Origin of the sequence: Mesorhizobium sp. 2RAF45, from assembly GCF_052115225.1 — a bacterium.
Taxonomy (GTDB): domain Bacteria; phylum Pseudomonadota; class Alphaproteobacteria; order Rhizobiales; family Rhizobiaceae; genus Mesorhizobium; species Mesorhizobium jarvisii.
The window spans coordinates 462875-477185 of sequence record NZ_JBFRGG010000001.1; the positions used below are offsets into that span (position 1 = coordinate 462875).

At 62.6% G+C, this 14311-nt stretch carries 16 protein-coding genes; 8 read left to right on the forward strand and 8 right to left on the reverse strand.

The window, feature by feature from the left end; all coding sequences use genetic code 11:
- Position 1 precedes the first annotated feature (1 nt).
- The 6 genes from AB4Z43_RS02310 to AB4Z43_RS02335 all read right to left on the reverse strand — a co-directional run bounded on the left by AB4Z43_RS02310 (position 2) and on the right by AB4Z43_RS02335 (position 6618).
- On the reverse strand, positions 2-271 hold the full coding sequence (locus AB4Z43_RS02310) for a hypothetical protein (protein WP_064984317.1): 270 nt from the start codon (positions 269-271) through the stop codon (positions 2-4).
- Between the two features lie 364 nt (positions 272-635).
- Positions 636-2741 carry a vWA domain-containing protein gene (locus AB4Z43_RS02315; protein WP_064984039.1) on the reverse strand — a complete coding sequence of 702 codons (2106 nt, stop codon included), beginning with the start codon at positions 2739-2741 and terminating at the stop codon, positions 636-638.
- A gap of 2 nt (positions 2742-2743) precedes the next feature.
- Entirely contained in the window at positions 2744-3304 is a 561-nt protein-coding gene (locus tag AB4Z43_RS02320; protein WP_027046948.1) for an RNA polymerase sigma factor, read from the reverse strand.
- 118 nt (positions 3305-3422) lie between these two features.
- Complete coding sequence (locus AB4Z43_RS02325; protein WP_027046949.1) at positions 3423-4160, reverse strand: dienelactone hydrolase family protein; 738 nt, start codon at positions 4158-4160, stop codon at positions 3423-3425.
- A 105-nt stretch (positions 4161-4265) separates the two neighbouring features.
- Entirely contained in the window at positions 4266-4946 is a 681-nt protein-coding gene (locus tag AB4Z43_RS02330) for a 4Fe-4S dicluster domain-containing protein (RefSeq protein WP_064984038.1), read from the reverse strand.
- Between the two features lie 97 nt (positions 4947-5043).
- Positions 5044-6618, reverse strand: coding sequence for a trimethylamine methyltransferase family protein (locus AB4Z43_RS02335; protein WP_019858696.1), 1575 nt, complete (start codon positions 6616-6618; stop codon positions 5044-5046).
- 289 nt (positions 6619-6907) lie between these two features.
- Here AB4Z43_RS02335 and AB4Z43_RS02340 point away from each other — a divergent pair, with 289 nt between their 5' ends.
- Complete coding sequence (locus tag AB4Z43_RS02340) at positions 6908-7606, forward strand: corrinoid protein (protein WP_027046950.1); 699 nt, start codon at positions 6908-6910, stop codon at positions 7604-7606.
- Between the two features lie 84 nt (positions 7607-7690).
- Here the strand turns inward: AB4Z43_RS02340 and AB4Z43_RS02345 are convergent, their stop codons facing one another.
- A complete protein-coding gene (locus AB4Z43_RS02345) occupies positions 7691-7828 on the reverse strand; it encodes an entericidin A/B family lipoprotein (RefSeq protein WP_081296086.1) in 138 nt (45 codons plus the stop codon).
- A 53-nt stretch (positions 7829-7881) separates the two neighbouring features.
- On the opposite strand from AB4Z43_RS02345, the gene AB4Z43_RS02350 reads away from it, so the two are divergent.
- The gene (locus AB4Z43_RS02350) at positions 7882-8511 is read left to right on the forward strand and encodes a DUF1638 domain-containing protein (RefSeq protein ID WP_038647385.1); all 630 of its coding nucleotides are present in this window, start codon (positions 7882-7884) and stop codon (positions 8509-8511) included.
- An 11-nt stretch (positions 8512-8522) separates the two neighbouring features.
- Here AB4Z43_RS02350 and AB4Z43_RS02355 read toward each other — a convergent pair whose 3' ends face one another.
- Complete coding sequence (locus tag AB4Z43_RS02355) at positions 8523-9446, reverse strand: NAD-dependent epimerase/dehydratase family protein (protein WP_064984035.1); 924 nt, start codon at positions 9444-9446, stop codon at positions 8523-8525.
- A gap of 154 nt (positions 9447-9600) precedes the next feature.
- On the opposite strand from AB4Z43_RS02355, the gene AB4Z43_RS02360 reads away from it, so the two are divergent.
- From AB4Z43_RS02360 to AB4Z43_RS02385, 6 genes are all read left to right on the forward strand, one after another.
- Positions 9601-10176 carry a DUF4893 domain-containing protein gene (locus tag AB4Z43_RS02360; RefSeq protein WP_019858700.1) on the forward strand — a complete coding sequence of 192 codons (576 nt, stop codon included), beginning with the start codon at positions 9601-9603 and terminating at the stop codon, positions 10174-10176.
- A gap of 86 nt (positions 10177-10262) precedes the next feature.
- Complete coding sequence (locus AB4Z43_RS02365) at positions 10263-11045, forward strand: formyl transferase (protein ID WP_441935714.1); 783 nt, start codon at positions 10263-10265, stop codon at positions 11043-11045.
- Positions 11046-11246: 201 nt separating this feature from the next.
- Positions 11247-11549 (forward strand): virulence factor, encoded by a 303-nt coding sequence (locus AB4Z43_RS02370; RefSeq protein WP_019858703.1) that lies wholly within the window; start codon positions 11247-11249, stop codon positions 11547-11549.
- Complete coding sequence (locus tag AB4Z43_RS02375; RefSeq protein WP_038647388.1) at positions 11542-12156, forward strand: methylenetetrahydrofolate reductase C-terminal domain-containing protein; 615 nt, start codon at positions 11542-11544, stop codon at positions 12154-12156. The genes AB4Z43_RS02370 and AB4Z43_RS02375 overlap by 8 nt, the downstream gene beginning before the upstream one ends.
- A complete protein-coding gene (locus AB4Z43_RS02380) occupies positions 12153-13244 on the forward strand; it encodes a methylenetetrahydrofolate reductase (RefSeq protein WP_010910014.1) in 1092 nt (363 codons plus the stop codon). The genes AB4Z43_RS02375 and AB4Z43_RS02380 overlap by 4 nt, the downstream gene beginning before the upstream one ends.
- 81 nt (positions 13245-13325) lie before the next feature.
- A complete protein-coding gene (locus AB4Z43_RS02385) occupies positions 13326-14300 on the forward strand; it encodes a methyltetrahydrofolate cobalamin methyltransferase (RefSeq protein WP_019858705.1) in 975 nt (324 codons plus the stop codon).
- Positions 14301-14311: the final 11 nt, after the last annotated feature.

Consider the following 14311-nt stretch of genomic DNA (forward strand, 5'->3'; position numbering starts at 1 on the left):
ATTATTCGCTGTTGTCGGCGTAGCTCGACTGCGCCGACTTGAAGTCGACCACATTGTCGCCGCGCATCGTCATCAGCGCGCCGGAAGAAGCCGGATCGGTGATCTGTTCCAGCATGGCGCGGAAGCGGTCGTTGGTCAGCGCCGACATGGCGGTGTGACGCGCCTGCGCGACATCGTCGCTGATGCGTCTGGATTCGGCCGATGGGGCTGATGAAACCGTCGAAGCGTCCCGCACCGGCGGCGGCGAGTTGGCGATAGTCCTGATCTGCAATTCCGGCTCCCTCAAGCCCTGTAAACAAGTCCGGTGTAGCAACAGGAAATTGCGATCCGGTACCGGAAATCTCGCGCAATTTAACGATCATGCCGGTTAACGCTTGCGCCAGGATCCGTTGAGATTCAGGTCAGGCCGAGTCGAAAACGATGGGTTCCGAGAACCGGAGCGGAGCGTACTTTTGGGTACGTGAGCACCGGAAGCGCAGGAAACCATCGTTTGCAGGCCGGCCTCACCTGAACATCGACGGATCCAAAAAAAGGCCGGCAAGGGAATGACCCCTCGCCGGCCTGCCTCACCCGCCCGTGGGCCGGTTTCCCCTGTCAGAACGATCCCATCCGAAGGAAACCGGCCGTCATCGCCACTACCGGTTACCGCCCAGCGCCGAGGCAAGGCGCACAAGCGAGAGGAACTCGGACCTGTATCCAAACGGGTCGGCTCCTCGGGCGGCAGTGGCAATCTCCATGATCTTGTCGTAGCCGAACTTCGCGGTCGCATCCTCGTCGCGCAGCTTCTGGCCGAAGGCAGCCACCGCGACGGAGAATCGCTGGTCGGTGCTGGCCTGGTCGAAGGACGCCACCTCGTTGGCCGAGGTCACCGGCGTGGTGATCAGCTTCGAGACATCCTCGTTCGGCAGCTTGTAGCGGATCTTGACGAAGGCATATTCGTCCGCATTGGCGACGCCGCCATTGTTGACCGTGGCCTGGCCATAGCGCAGCGGATCGATCTGATCGCCGCCGCTGCCCTTCGGCGTGATCTCGTAGATCGCGGTGACCGAATGGCCCGAGCCGATATCGCCGGCATCGACGCGGTCATTGTTGAAGTCCTCGCGGTTGAGCGCCCGGGTCTCGTAGCCGATCAGGCGGTATTCCGAGACCTTGTTGGGGTTGAACTCGACCTGGATCTTCACGTCCTTGGCGATCGGGAACAGCGTCGAGGAGGCATCCTCGACCAGCACCTTTTCCGCCTCGGCCAGCGTGTCGATATAGGCGGCGGTGCCGTTGCCGTTCTGGGCTATGGTCTGCATCATCTGGTCGTTCAGATTGTCGTGTCCGAAGCCGAACACCGACAGGAAGACACCGCTCTTGCGCTCCTGCTCGATCAGGCGCTTGAGATCATCATCGTCGCTCTGTCCGACATTGAAGTCGCCATCGGTGGCCAGCATCACCCGGTTGACGCCGTCCTTGACGAAGGATTGCTGGGCAAGCTTGTAGGCTTCTTTGATGCCGGCCTCACCGGCCGTCGAACCGCCCGGCTGCAGATTGTCGATGGCATTGAGGATCTTGTCCTTCTCGGCAGCCCTGGTCGGCATCAGCACGGTGCCGGCTTCACCGGCATAGGTGACGATCGAGATCGTGTCGTCGGCCCTGAGCTTGCTGACCAACAGCCGGAATGCCGACTTGAGCAGCGGCAGCTTGTCCGGCTCGTCCATCGAGCCCGAAACGTCGATCAGGAAGACCAGATTGGCCTTGGGCTGTTCGGTCGGCTTGATGTCGAAGCCCTTGATGGCGACATGCATCAGCTTGGTGTGCCCGTTCCACGGCGTCGGCATGACGCTGACGGTCGAGTTGAACGGCGTCGACGCCGAATCCGGTCCCTTCCAGTCATAGGGGAAGTAGTTGATCATCTCCTCGACACGGACCGTGTCGGCCTGAGGCACCGCACCTTCCTTCAGCGAGCGGCGCACGAAGGAATAGGAGGCCGTGTCGACATCGATCGAGAACGTCGAGACCGGATCTTCCAGCGCCGCATGCACCGGATTGGTCTTGAAATCCTGGACGCGGTTGCGGTTTTCCTCCTGCGGCGCGATCTGATCCGCCGGCGCGATGGTCGGCTGCGGCGCCATCAGCTTGGACTCGGCAGCCGGCGCGCGGGCGAGCCGCGACGTGCTCGGCGCGGCGCTATTCAGCGCGAATTCACCCGTTGGCGCCGGTGGTGCCGGCTCGGCCACCACCGCGCGTTCATTGGCAGTCTGCTGAGCTGTGCCGCCGGCCTGGGCGGCTTCGGATTTCGGCGGCGACGCCGGCGCCACAAGCACGCCGGTCGCGTCGCGGCTTTCGACATCCGCGTCGGCCTTCTTGTCCTTCGCCAGTTCGGTTGGAGCCTGCTTCGGCTCGGCCGGCTTCAACGTCGCCGGCTTGTCGGCCAGCGTCTCGGTGATCTTTTCGTCGCCGCCGAATTTGGCCGGCTGTTCCCTCAGCAGATGGAAGGTGGCGTATCCGGCGATCGGCAGGGCGACGAGCCCGGCAAGAGCCGGCGTGGCGATGAGTTTCTTTTGCATGATCTCGCTCCAGAGCTTTTGTGCTCGCTCTGTGAGACGAAGGCCGCCGACCGATCCTTGGGTGACGGCAGAAATATTTTCCTCATCATAGGCACGCAGGGCGGCTTCGAAGGCGCGCGCCTTCGCGCTCTCACCCGGCGCCGGTGCCGCGATATCGCGCAGTCTGTTGAGTTCGTTGTCGTCGACCATGGTCACACTTCCCCGGCTGAACGCATCAGCGCCTTCAGCCGTTTCTTCGCTTCATGGATGTGCCAGGAAACCGTCGTCTCCGAGATCGCCATCGCCTCGGCGGCGGCCGCATGGCTCAAGCCCTCGCCATAGACCAGCAGTACGGCGTCGCGCTGCTTGTCCGGAAGCTGCCGCACCGCGGTCCACAGCGCCTCGGCCGGATCCTCGCTCTCGGCCGGGGCCTCGCCCGAAATCAGCGCATGGACGCCATAGGCCTCGGTCTTCACGGTCTCGCGCGCGGTCTTGCGCATCATGTCGCGCGCCGCATTCATCGTCACGGAATAGAGCCATGTCGTGAAGGCGCCGCCGCCGCGATAGTCGCGGATCGCCTTGCCGAGCCGGACGCAGACTTCCTGGGCGATGTCTTCGGCATCCGCCTTCTTGCCGCACCAGCGATAGGCGGCGCGATAGACGAAGTCGTAGTGGCGCTCCAGCAATTTGCCGAAGGCACCCCTGTCTCCGCCCTTCGCCCGCCCGATCAGTTCGGCGTCGGAGGCTTCGCTCTCATCCAGCATCATCGCCATCATTTGCCTGTTGGACGAAGGCTAATGGCTAATCCTTGGGGTGATGCAAAGATTTTTTACGCACCGCCTCTTCCTCCTCCCCGTTCTACCGGGAAAAGGTGCCAGGCAGGCGGAAGCTTCACCCGAGTGTTTCGGCAAACAGCGTGATCAGCCTTCGCCAATGCCGTTCGGCGCCGGCTTCGTTGTAGACGCTGTGGTCGGGCACGCACCAGCCATGCGCCATGCCGACATAGTTCTCGATGGCGTGGTCGACTTCGGCATTGCGCAGCGCCTCCTCCAGCCGTGTCGACTGCTCCGGTGGGAAACTCCGGTCGACGCCGGCCATGCCGACATAGACCCTCGCCTTGATGGATGCCGCCTTGCGGTGCGGGCTGTCGGCGGCATCGCTGGCGAGATTGCCGCCATGGAAACTGGCGGCGGCCCTGATCCTGTCCGGGTAGGCCGCGGCCGCGTTGAGCGCCCGTGCGCCGCCCATGCAATAACCGACGGTCCCGATCGGACCCGTGATGCCTTCGCCGGCGAGCGCATCGAGAAAGGCCTCGCCGTCGCTGATGGTCATCTGCTGTGTCGTGCCAGCGACCAGCGCCATCAGCGCTGCCTTGCTGTCTTCCTCGGTGAAGGCAGTCTTGGCGTCGAACGGACCATAGGGCGCATTGCGATGGAACAGGTCCGGCACCAGCACCGCATAGCCTTCGCCCGCCAGCCGCTCGGCCATGCCGTCGAGCGCCGGACGCGGGCCGAAGGCATCCTGGTAGAGAATGACGCCGGCCTTGCCAGGGGACGTCTTGGCCGAGCGGAACAGGCCCGCCTTCGCCACCCCGTCACGGGTCTTGATCCTGAGGTCATGCTTCGTCATTGCCTGCTCCATTTGTCAGATGCGCGATACATATCCACGCGACCTTCCACGGCAAGGCATTCCCTAGAAGTATCCGTCAACATTTCGTGCAGCATCGCGTGATGATCACAGGCCGGCGAATGCCGCCATATGGAAGGCCTGGATATCAGACGGGTAGCGATATTCCGTGCCATAGGGACAAGCGTTGCGGTCGAGGCAGCCGCCGCTCCGGCACGGTTCGCCATTCCCTCTCCGCACATGCGCCAGGCAGGCCCGGTAGGCGAAGCCTTCCGTGGAATAGGCATCGACGGGACAGGATTTCAGACAGGGTTTCTCGACACAGGCGTCGCAAAGATGAATTGCCTCGCCCTGCTCCGGAAGCGCGATCTCGTCCTCGAAAAGCAACGCGCCGCGATAGGCATGCCAAAGCCCGTATTGCGGATGCATGAGGATGCCGAGCGGCGACGGTTTTAGCCCCTCTGCCCGAACAGCCCATTGCTGGAACGGCAGATAGGGCTTGTCGGAGGGAGAAACAGAGCGCGCGCCAAATGCCTCCGCCACATCGCCAATGACCTGCCGCGACCAGCTGTCGAGCGGATTGGCGATTGTCGACGGCTGCTGTTCGCGCCAGCGCAGGAAATGCGGCCAGGGTGTAGCTCCCGCCTGCCCCACCAGCAGCACGGATTTCGCCGGCGCGCCCGAGGCGCCGTGAGGGGCGTCCTCGCCATCAGAGAAAACAAAGCCGCCACGCAGGATGAGGCCATTGGCGCCGAGCGCGGCCGTGATCTCTTCGATCATGCCGCGCACAGAATCATCCCTTCTTGTCCGGGTCGGAGAAGGCGCTCCGCCAGACTTCCTTGTGGATGATGTTGGCGACTTTAGCCCCGCCTGACTCGGGCTCCTTTCAAGTGAAGGCGTCGGGCATCGACCCCTTCTTCTTGGCGATGAATTCCTTCAGGGCTTCGTCGATGCTCGCATCGAGATGCGGCGCCTCATAGCTTTCCAGCCAGCGGCGGGCGAGCTCATTGGCGCGCTGCGGCGCGGTCTTCTCGCCTTCGGCCAGCCACTGTTCGTAGGAATTGTTGTCGGCGATGCTGGAGCGGTAGAAGGCCGTCTGGAAATTGGCCTGGGTGTGGTCGCAGCCGAGATAGTGGCTGCCCGGGCCGACCTGGCGGATCGCGTCCATCGCCTGGCCGTTCTCCGACAGGTCGACGCCTTCGGAGAATTTCTGCTGCATGCCGAGCTGGTCGATGTCCATCATGAATTTTTCGTAGCAGGACGCCAGCCCGCCCTCGAGCCAGCCGGCCGAGTGGAGGACGAAGTTGGTGCCGGCGAGGATCGTCGAGTTCAGCGTGTTGGCGCTTTCATAGGCCGCCTGCGCATCCGGAACCTTGGACGCGCAGAGCGAACCGCCGGTGCGGAACGGCAGTCCGAGGCGGCGTGCGAGCTGGGCAGCGCCATAAGACACCAGCGACGGCTCCGGCGTGCCGAAGGTCGGCGCGCCCGACTGCATCGAGATCGACGAGGCAAAGGTGCCGAACAGCACCGGCGCGCCAGGCCGGATGAGCTGCGTGAACGATGCGCCGGCCAGCACTTCGGCCAGAACCTGCGTCAGCGTGCCGGCGACCGTCACCGGGCTCATCGCGCCGGCAAGGATAAACGGCGTGACGATACAGGCCTGGTTGTGGCGCGAATAAACCTTCAGCGCGCCCAGCATGGTTTCGTCGAACACCATCGGCGAGTTGGCGTTGATCAGGCTGGTCAGCACCGTGTTGTTCTCGACGAAATCGTCGCCGAACACGAGCTTGGCCATGGCAACGGTGTCTTCGGCGCGTTCCGGCGCGGTCACGGAGCCCATGAACGGCTTGTCCGAGTATTTTATGTGCGAATAGATCATGTCGAGGTGGCGCTTGTTGACCGGCACGTCGACCGGCTCGCACACCGTGCCGCCCGAATGGTGGATCGACGGTGCCATATAGGCGAGCTTCACGAAATTCTGGAAATCCTCGATCGTCGCGTAGCGCCTGACACCGTTAAGGTCGCGCACGAAGGGCGGGCCATAGACCGGCGCAAAGACAGTAGCATTGCCGCCGATCTGCACCGAGCGCTCGGAATTGCGGGCATGCTGGGTATAGACGGACGGCGCGGTCTTCAGCAGCGAACGGCAAAGACCCTTCGGGAAATGCACGCGCTCGCCCTTGACGTCGGCGCCGGCCTCTTTCCAAAGCTGCAGCGCTTCGGCGTCATCGCGAAAAATGATGCCGATCTCTTCGAGCACCGTGTCGGTGTTTTTCTCGATCAGGGCGAGGCCTTCCTCGTCGAGCACCTCATAGATGTTGATCTTGCGCTTGATGTAGGTGAGTTGGGTACCGGGTCCGCCGCCGGAACGCGCGGCGCGCCTTGCCGCCGCTCCGCCGCTCGCGCCTCGCCCACGCCGCGCGTTTGACGCTTCCTGGTCGACTGCCGCGTGTTCGCTCATGATCGCTCTTCCCTGAATATGGCCTGGCCTGACGATGGCTGGTCCGTAGCCGTTGTGGCCGCATGGCGCGGCTTTCGCCGGATCGTAGCCATGCACCCTATTCGAAACGGCCCGTCCGCGCCAACGCCTGTCGCAAAATCGACAAGAAAACCAATAGATTTTCCAGTCGCTTTCCTTTTGCGGGAAGTCGCAAATCAGCTATGGATAGCCGCCCGTTGCGGGTTAGGTATGAACGCTAATATTTTGTGCCTTGCGACACAGTCGCGATGCCGTGAGGAGCTGGATAAAAATGTCCGACGACGAGATCATCCTTTCTGAACTTTCCGACGACGAGTTGGTGCAGCAGATGCACGACGATCTCTATGACGGGTTGAAGGAAGAGATCGAGGAAGGCACGCGCATCCTGCTGGAGCGCGGCTGGGTACCCTACAAGGTGCTCACCGAGGCGCTGGTCGAAGGCATGCGCATCGTCGGCGAGGATTTTCGCGACGGCATCCTGTTCGTTCCCGAAGTGCTGTTGTCCGCCAACGCCATGAAGGCCGGCATGTTTATCCTGCGCCCGCTGCTCGCCGCCACCGGAGCGCCGAAGCAGGGCAAGATGGTGATCGGCACCGTCAAGGGCGACATCCATGACATCGGCAAGAACCTCGTCGGCATGATGATGGAAGGCGCAGGCTTCGACGTCATCGACCTCGGCATCAACAATGCGGTCGAGAAATATCTCGATGCGATCGAGCAGCATCAGCCCGACATCATCGGAATGTCGGCGCTTTTGACCACCACCATGCCCTACATGAAGGTCGTCATCGACACGATGAAGGAAAAGGGCATCCGCGACGACTACGTCGTGCTGGTCGGCGGCGCGCCGCTCAACGAGGAATTCGGCAAGGCCGTCGGCGCCGACGCCTATTGTCGCGATGCTGCGGTAGCCGTCGAGACCGCCAAGGACTTCATGAAGCGCAAGCACAATGTCCGCGCTTCGGCCTGACCCAAGGCATCAGGATGACCGAGAAGAAAAGCCGCGCCTTGCAGCGCGGCTTTTTTGTTCCCAGATGATAGACGAGGCAGCCGATCAGTTGGCGACAGTGTCTTTGACTGCTCTCGCCGTCGATTTGACATCCTTGCCGACACCCCGAATGGTGTTGGCGCAGGCGGTGAGTGCAAGTGCGCAGGCAAGGATAGCCATCGGCGCGATACGTAGCAGTTTCATGGACGGTGTCTCCCTCGACAGGTAAATTAGCCCCGCAGCGAAAGCCGCTCGACTTGGTCAAGACGCAAAAAACGAAACCGAATCAAACAGACAGGTTGCTTGTCATCGCCTGTGGGATGATTGCGCGTGAGGTATTGGCCGTCAAGGAACAGCTCGGGCTGGATCACCTGGAACTGACCTGCCTGCCGGCCGAGTTTCATTTTTATCCCGACCGCATCGCACCCGCCATGGACAGAGCGATCGAGAAGGCCAAGACGGAAGGGTACGAGCACATCTTCGTCGGCTATGCCGATTGCGGCACCGGTGGCCTGCTCGACCGCGTCATCGAGAAGCATGGCGTCGAGCGCATGGCCGGCCCGCACTGCTTCGCCTTCTATCAAGGCATGGAAGCCTACGCGAAGATCGCCGACGACGACATGATGTCCTTCTACATGACGGATTTCCTGTGCCGCCAGTTCGATGCATTCTTCATGAAGCCGCTCGGCCTCGACAAGCACCCGGAACTGATCAAGGACTATTTCGGCAATTACGAAAAGCTGGTCTATCTGGCCCAGACCGACGACCCGGAACTCGACAAGGTTGCGGAAAAGGCCGCCGCCCTGCTCGGCCTTGCCTATGAGCGGCGCGCGACCGGCTATGGCGACCTGACGGTCGAAATGGCGCAGGCAGCGAAGGTCGCCTGATCGCGATTGCGCTAGCCTGGCCCATTCTCCGCCCTTAGCGCCACCAGCACATCGGCAAAGCTCGTCTTACAGACAAAGCCGAGCCTCTCCCGCAACCGCGAGGCATCATAGACGCGGTCGATGGAGGAAAACATCGTCCAGCCTTTTTGCGCGTAGAGCGCCGGAAAGTCCGGGAAATAGCGCGCGACCACCGACGGCGCATCGGCGATCAGTTCGGCGCAATCATCAGGCCGGAACGGTGTCGGCGCACAGACGATAGAAATGTCGAAGCCAAGCTGCGGCGCTTTCTCCAATGCCGCGACATGGGCTTCCGCCGCGTCTTCCACGGTCAGCCGGCGGAACAGCAATTCGTTCGCCTTGGTGTTGGCATCTGATTGTTCAATCGCATGCGCCATGTCGTCGGCTTCGGGAAAGAAGCGGGCCGTGCGCAGCACGACCACCGGCAAGCCATGCTGCAGATGATAGAGGCGGCAGAGATGTTCGGCCGAAAGCTTGGTCACGCCATAGATGTTGCGCGGTTCGGGCGACATCGCCTCGGTCAGCCAGGCGGCCTTGCGCGCACCCCCCTTGAAGCCGTCGCGTATTGCCTGCGAGATCATCAGCGAGGTGGTAGAGGTGAAGACGAAGCGCTGCACGCCGCTCGCCACCGCGGCGTCGAGAAGGTTCAGCGTGCCTTGCACGTTGGTGGCGACGAAATCGCTGTTGGCGCGGCTCTCTATATTGGGCTTGTGCAGCGCGCCGCTGTGAATGATGGCTTCGATTCGATTATCCCCGACCGCCCGCATGACCAGATCGCGATCGGCGATCGAGCCGATCACCTGCGTTTCCACCGAAGGAACAGGATCGAGGCCAATCATCTCATGGCCAAGCGCGCGGAGCCGCGGCGCCAGCGCGCTACCCAGCCAACCCGACGATCCCGTGAGCAAGATTCGCATGCGTCGCACCATGATTTTTGACGGCGACGCTGTTAAGCACGGATGACAGGCGCGAGCGACCCGATAAGGTCAGTCATCGGCCGGCAACGGCGCCGCTCCAGACATCAACTGCCATTTTTATCGACTGCCATTTTAGAGACTCAGGGAGTTCCAGATGATCCTTCGTCCCCTTTTTGCCGCCATCGGCCTGCTCTGCTGCACCCTGCCCGCCCTTGCCGACGGCCAGGTACAGAAGCTGATCACGCCCGCCGACAAGGTCCGCCTCGACAAATATGGCGAGACGCGCAAGGCGGCGCTCGCCGAGGCGAAAGCGGGCAGCCCGGCCGAGGTCAAACAACTCGATGCCTTGCTGGCCAAGCCGCTGGTGTCGTTCTCCGACAAGGACCTGACCGGCAACTGGAAGTGCCGCACCATCAAGGCAGGCGGTTTGAGCCCGCTCGTCATCTATGGCTGGTTCAAGTGCAAGGTGACCGACGACGGTTCCGGCTGGCGGCTGGAAAAGATCAGCGGTTCGCAGCGAACCCAGGGCCGCTTTTTCGACGATGGCGAGAAACGCGCCATCTATCTCGGCTCCGGCTCCGTCAACAACGATCGGGCAAAACCTTATGGCAGCGGTCCGCAAACCGACCAGGTCGGCTATGCCTTCCGCACCGGTGCCAGCGAATGGCGCGTCGAACTTCCCGCGCCCTACTACGAATCGAAGCTCGACATCATCGAGTTCAAGCGCTGAGCGTGGTCATCAAGATTTAACCCCGTTCCGGCACAAATCCGGCCAGCATGCGGCAGCTGGCCGCGTGCAAGGCAGGAAAGCGGGCCATGTCTTCACCGGTAGCAACCAGCGCGTCGATCGTCGTCGTGACCGGCGGCGGCCAGCATGTCTGGGCCATGATCAACGCAATCGCCGATCGCGTTGGTCCTGTCAGCGTCATCCTCGAAACCCCTGAATCCAAAAAGCAATTGCTGCGTGGTCGGGCTCGCCGCCAAGGCTGGGTCTCGGCCATGGGCCAGCTCGGCACGATGGTGCTGAGCAGGTTGGGCAAGCGGCTGCGGGCCGGCCATAGCGCGCGATTGATTGCCGAGGAGAGACTGGAGGTTGAGCCACGACCAGGCCAGGAGATTATCCGCGTAGCCTCGGCCAATGGGCCTGAGTGCCTGCAGGCGATCCAGAAGATCCAGCCAGGCGTCGTGCTGCTCAACGGTTGCCGACTGATCTCGGCCGAGATGCTGCGCAAAATGCCCTGCCCGGTGCTCAACTACCATGCGGGCATCACGCCGAAATATCGCGGCATGAATGGCGGCTATTGGGCCCTGGCATCCGGTGACGCGCAGAATTTCGGCACGACCATCCACCTCGTCGACGCTGGCGTCGACACTGGCGGCGTGCTGAAGCAGGCACGCGGCAGACCGGAAAAAGGCGACACCATCTCCAGTCACGCGCTCCGCCAGGCGGCGTTCTCGCGCGATATCTGCATCGAGGCCGTCAGCGATGCACTGGCCGGAAAACTCACAACGATCGATCCCGGCCTGCCTTCCAAACAATGGTATCATCCGACGATCTGGTTCTACCTCTGGACCGGCCTCAGAACCGGAATCTGGTAGGTCTCATCAGCCCGGAGCCGCACAGGGCCAGACGGCTTTTCGGCACGCCGACCCTGCCGCCGGTGCGCCCCGCGAACGAATAAACACGCCTTTCATTTTACGACATTGAAATGCGTCGCTTTTGAATGCGCGCGCGTCGTCCCATAACAAGCGGGTCCATTGCGCATCCGGCAATGCTCTAAGATCGAGGAGCGAGAATTCATGGCCGATCTTATCGTCGTCTACTGGCGCGACATCCCTGCCCAGGTCATCGTCAAGAAGGGCCGGCAAAATGCCAAGCGCGAGCTGCCGCTGCGCTTCACCGAAGCCATCGACATGTGCGCCATGCGCACCGGCGCCGGCGGTACCGACGACTATCTGGCCGAATGGCGCAAGGCCGATCCGGTTCCGGTCGGCGACGATCTCGAAGCCGAGGTCGAAAAGGCTTTCAAGGACCTCGACACGAAATATGACCGTGAAAGATTGGTCGCTCTGGTCAAGGCGGGGGGCAAAGAAAATGTCTGAGACCACTCCTGTCAAAAACGATGGGCCGACGGTTACCCAGGCCACCCTGGTCAAGAAGGCTGCGCCGAAATCCGACTACAAGCCGGCCGACGTGTCGCCGCAGCGGCGCGTGCAGCGCTCCTTCGCGGTGAGATTATGGTCGATCCGGCATTCGCGTCTGCTCGAATGGTTTTATTCCCGCTTCGCCGACATGTTTCTGCTCCTCCATCCTCTGTGGAGAGGCATCGGCTACGGCCGCGTCGAGGCTCCGATCAAATTCGTCGAGAAGCGCGTCAAGGGGTTCATGTTCGACTGCCGCATGTGCGGCCAGTGCATCCTGTCGTCGACCGGCATGTCGTGCCCGATGAATTGCCCCAAGCAGCTGCGCAACGGCCCCTGCGGTGGCGTGCGTGCCAATGGCAATTGCGAGGTCGAGCCCGATATGCCCTGCGTCTGGGTCAAGGCCTGGGAAGGCTCGCAGAACATGGTCAACTCCGACAAGATCCTGGCCGTGCAGAAGCCGGTCGACCAGTCGCTGCGTGAAACCTCCGCCTGGCTGCGGGTCACCGCGCAGGCGGCTGCCGCCCGTGAAGCCGCCGCCGCACCAAAGACCGGAGCCGCCGCATGAGCGCCCGTCAGCGCGACGAGAACCCGGCCGGCATTCACCTGCCGCTCGATCCCCTGCCCGGCCATTCGTCCCGCGGCCGGCTGGAGCGTGTGCTGCGGCGCGGTGAATTCGCCGTGACGACCGAACTCAATCCCCCCGACAGCGCCGATCCCGAGGACGTCTACAACCGGGCCAAGATCTTCGACGGCTGGGTCGACGCCATCAACGCCGTCGATGCCTCCGGCGCCAATTGCCACATGTCCTCGGTCGGTATCTGCGCGCTTTTGACCCGCATGGGCTATGCCCCGATCATGCAGATCGCCTGCCGCGACAAGAACCGGATCGCCATCCAGGGCGACGTGCTGGGCGGTGCCGCCATGGGTGTCGCCAACATGCTGTGCCTGACCGGCGACGGCGTGCAGGCCGGCGACCAGCCCGGCGCCAAGCCGGTGTTCGACCTCGATTCCATGTCGCTGCTCGAGACCATCCGCATCATGCGCGACAACGGCAAGTTCCTGTCCGGCCGCAAGCTGACGACGCCGCCACAGGTCTTCCTAGGCGCTGCCGTCAACCCGTTCGCGCCGCCCTTCGACTTCCGCCCGATCCATCTCGGAAAGAAGATCGCCGCCGGCGCGCAGTTCGTGCAGACGCAGTATTGTTTCGACGTGCCGATGTTTAGGACCTTCATGCAGAAGGCGCGCGATCTCGGCCATACCGAAAAAGTGTTCGTCCTGTGCGGCGTCGGTCCCCTTGCCTCGGCCAAGACCGCCAAGTGGATCCGCTCCAACGTGCCTGGCATCCACATCCCGGATGCCGTCATCAAGCGGCTGGAAGGCGCGCAGGATCAGAAGAAGGAAGGCAAGCAGCTCTGCATCGACATCATCAACGAGGTGAAGGAAATCCCTGGGATCTCGGGCGTCCATGTGATGGCCTACCGCCAGGAGGAATATGTCGCCGAGATCGTCGATGAATCGGGCGTGCTGAAGGGCCGCCAGCCCTGGAAGCGCGAAATCCGTCGCGACGACCAGATGGTTGCCGACCGGCTCGACCACATCCTGCACGACGAGATTACCGAAACCCAGGTGGATATGGTGAAGACCGCGCATTGATCCGCGCGGAGGATCACCATTCGCTTGATCGAAAAGAGATAACGATATAAAGAACTCTTTATATCACGACGGAGAGATTTCATGACGCGGACCATCGTTGCCTCGGCGACACGAGAAATCATCATCGGCTTCGACCAGCCCTTCTGCGTGATTGGCGAGCGCATCAACCCGACCGGCCGCAAAAAGCTCGCCGCCGAGATGGTCGCCGGCAATTTCGAGACCGTCATCAAGGACGCGCTGGAACAGGCCGCCTGCGGCGCCACCATGCTCGACGTCAATGCCGGCGTCACCGCGGTCGACCCCAACGCCACGGAGCCGGCGCTGCTGGTGCAGACACTGGAGATCGTCCAGGGCCTCGTCGACCTGCCGCTGTCGATCGACAGCTCGGTCACCGCCGCGATCGAGGCGGCACTCAAGGTCGCCAAGGGCCGCCCGCTGGTCAATTCCGTCACCGGCGAGGAAGAAAAGCTCGAAGCCATCCTGCCGCTGATCAAGAAATACAACGTCCCGGTCGTCGCCATCTCCAATGACGAGACCGGCATTTCGATGGATCCGGACGTGCGCTTCGCCGTCGCCAAGAAGATCGTGCAGCGCTGCGCCGATTTCGGCATTCCCGCGCACGACGTCGTCGTCGACCCTCTGGTCATGCCGATCGGCGCGCTGGGTGACGCTGGCCGCCAGGTGTTCGCTCTGCTGCGCCGCCTGCGTGAAGAGCTCAAGGTCAACACCACCTGCGGCCTGTCCAACATCTCCTTCGGCCTGCCGCATCGTCATGGCATCAACGCCGCCTTCATCCCGATGGTGATCGGCGCCGGCATGACCAGCGCCATCATGAACCCGGTGCGTCCGCAGGAAATGGAAGCCGTGCGCGGCGCCAATGTGCTCAACGGCACCGACGAGAACTGCACCAACTGGATCAGGACCTACAAGGACTACAAGCCGGCCGAAGGCGGCCATGCGGTCGCGGCGCCAACGGCAGTCAACGCCCCCGGCGAAGGCGGCGGCAATGGCGGTCGCCGCCGCGGCGGCCGTGAAGCCCGCATGGGTCGGGGGTAAGCGCGCAATCG

Coding starts and splice junctions, on each gene's coding strand:
- AB4Z43_RS02315 (WP_064984039.1), bottom strand. CDS start 2,741: ATGGTCGACGACAACGAACTCAACAGACTGCGCGATATCGCGGCACCG.
- AB4Z43_RS02320 (WP_027046948.1), bottom strand. CDS start 3,304: ATGGCGATGATGCTGGATGAGAGCGAAGCCTCCGACGCCGAACTGATC.
- AB4Z43_RS02325 (WP_027046949.1), bottom strand. CDS start 4,160: ATGACGAAGCATGACCTCAGGATCAAGACCCGTGACGGGGTGGCGAAG.
- AB4Z43_RS02335 (WP_019858696.1), bottom strand. CDS start 6,618: ATGAGCGAACACGCGGCAGTCGACCAGGAAGCGTCAAACGCGCGGCGT.
- AB4Z43_RS02340 (WP_027046950.1), top strand. CDS start 6,908: ATGTCCGACGACGAGATCATCCTTTCTGAACTTTCCGACGACGAGTTG.
- AB4Z43_RS02345 (WP_081296086.1), bottom strand. CDS start 7,828: ATGAAACTGCTACGTATCGCGCCGATGGCTATCCTTGCCTGCGCACTT.
- AB4Z43_RS02355 (WP_064984035.1), bottom strand. CDS start 9,446: ATGCGAATCTTGCTCACGGGATCGTCGGGTTGGCTGGGTAGCGCGCTG.
- AB4Z43_RS02360 (WP_019858700.1), top strand. CDS start 9,601: ATGATCCTTCGTCCCCTTTTTGCCGCCATCGGCCTGCTCTGCTGCACC.
- AB4Z43_RS02365 (WP_441935714.1), top strand. CDS start 10,263: ATGTCTTCACCGGTAGCAACCAGCGCGTCGATCGTCGTCGTGACCGGC.
- AB4Z43_RS02370 (WP_019858703.1), top strand. CDS start 11,247: ATGGCCGATCTTATCGTCGTCTACTGGCGCGACATCCCTGCCCAGGTC.
- AB4Z43_RS02375 (WP_038647388.1), top strand. CDS start 11,542: ATGTCTGAGACCACTCCTGTCAAAAACGATGGGCCGACGGTTACCCAG.
- AB4Z43_RS02380 (WP_010910014.1), top strand. CDS start 12,153: ATGAGCGCCCGTCAGCGCGACGAGAACCCGGCCGGCATTCACCTGCCG.
- AB4Z43_RS02385 (WP_019858705.1), top strand. CDS start 13,326: ATGACGCGGACCATCGTTGCCTCGGCGACACGAGAAATCATCATCGGC.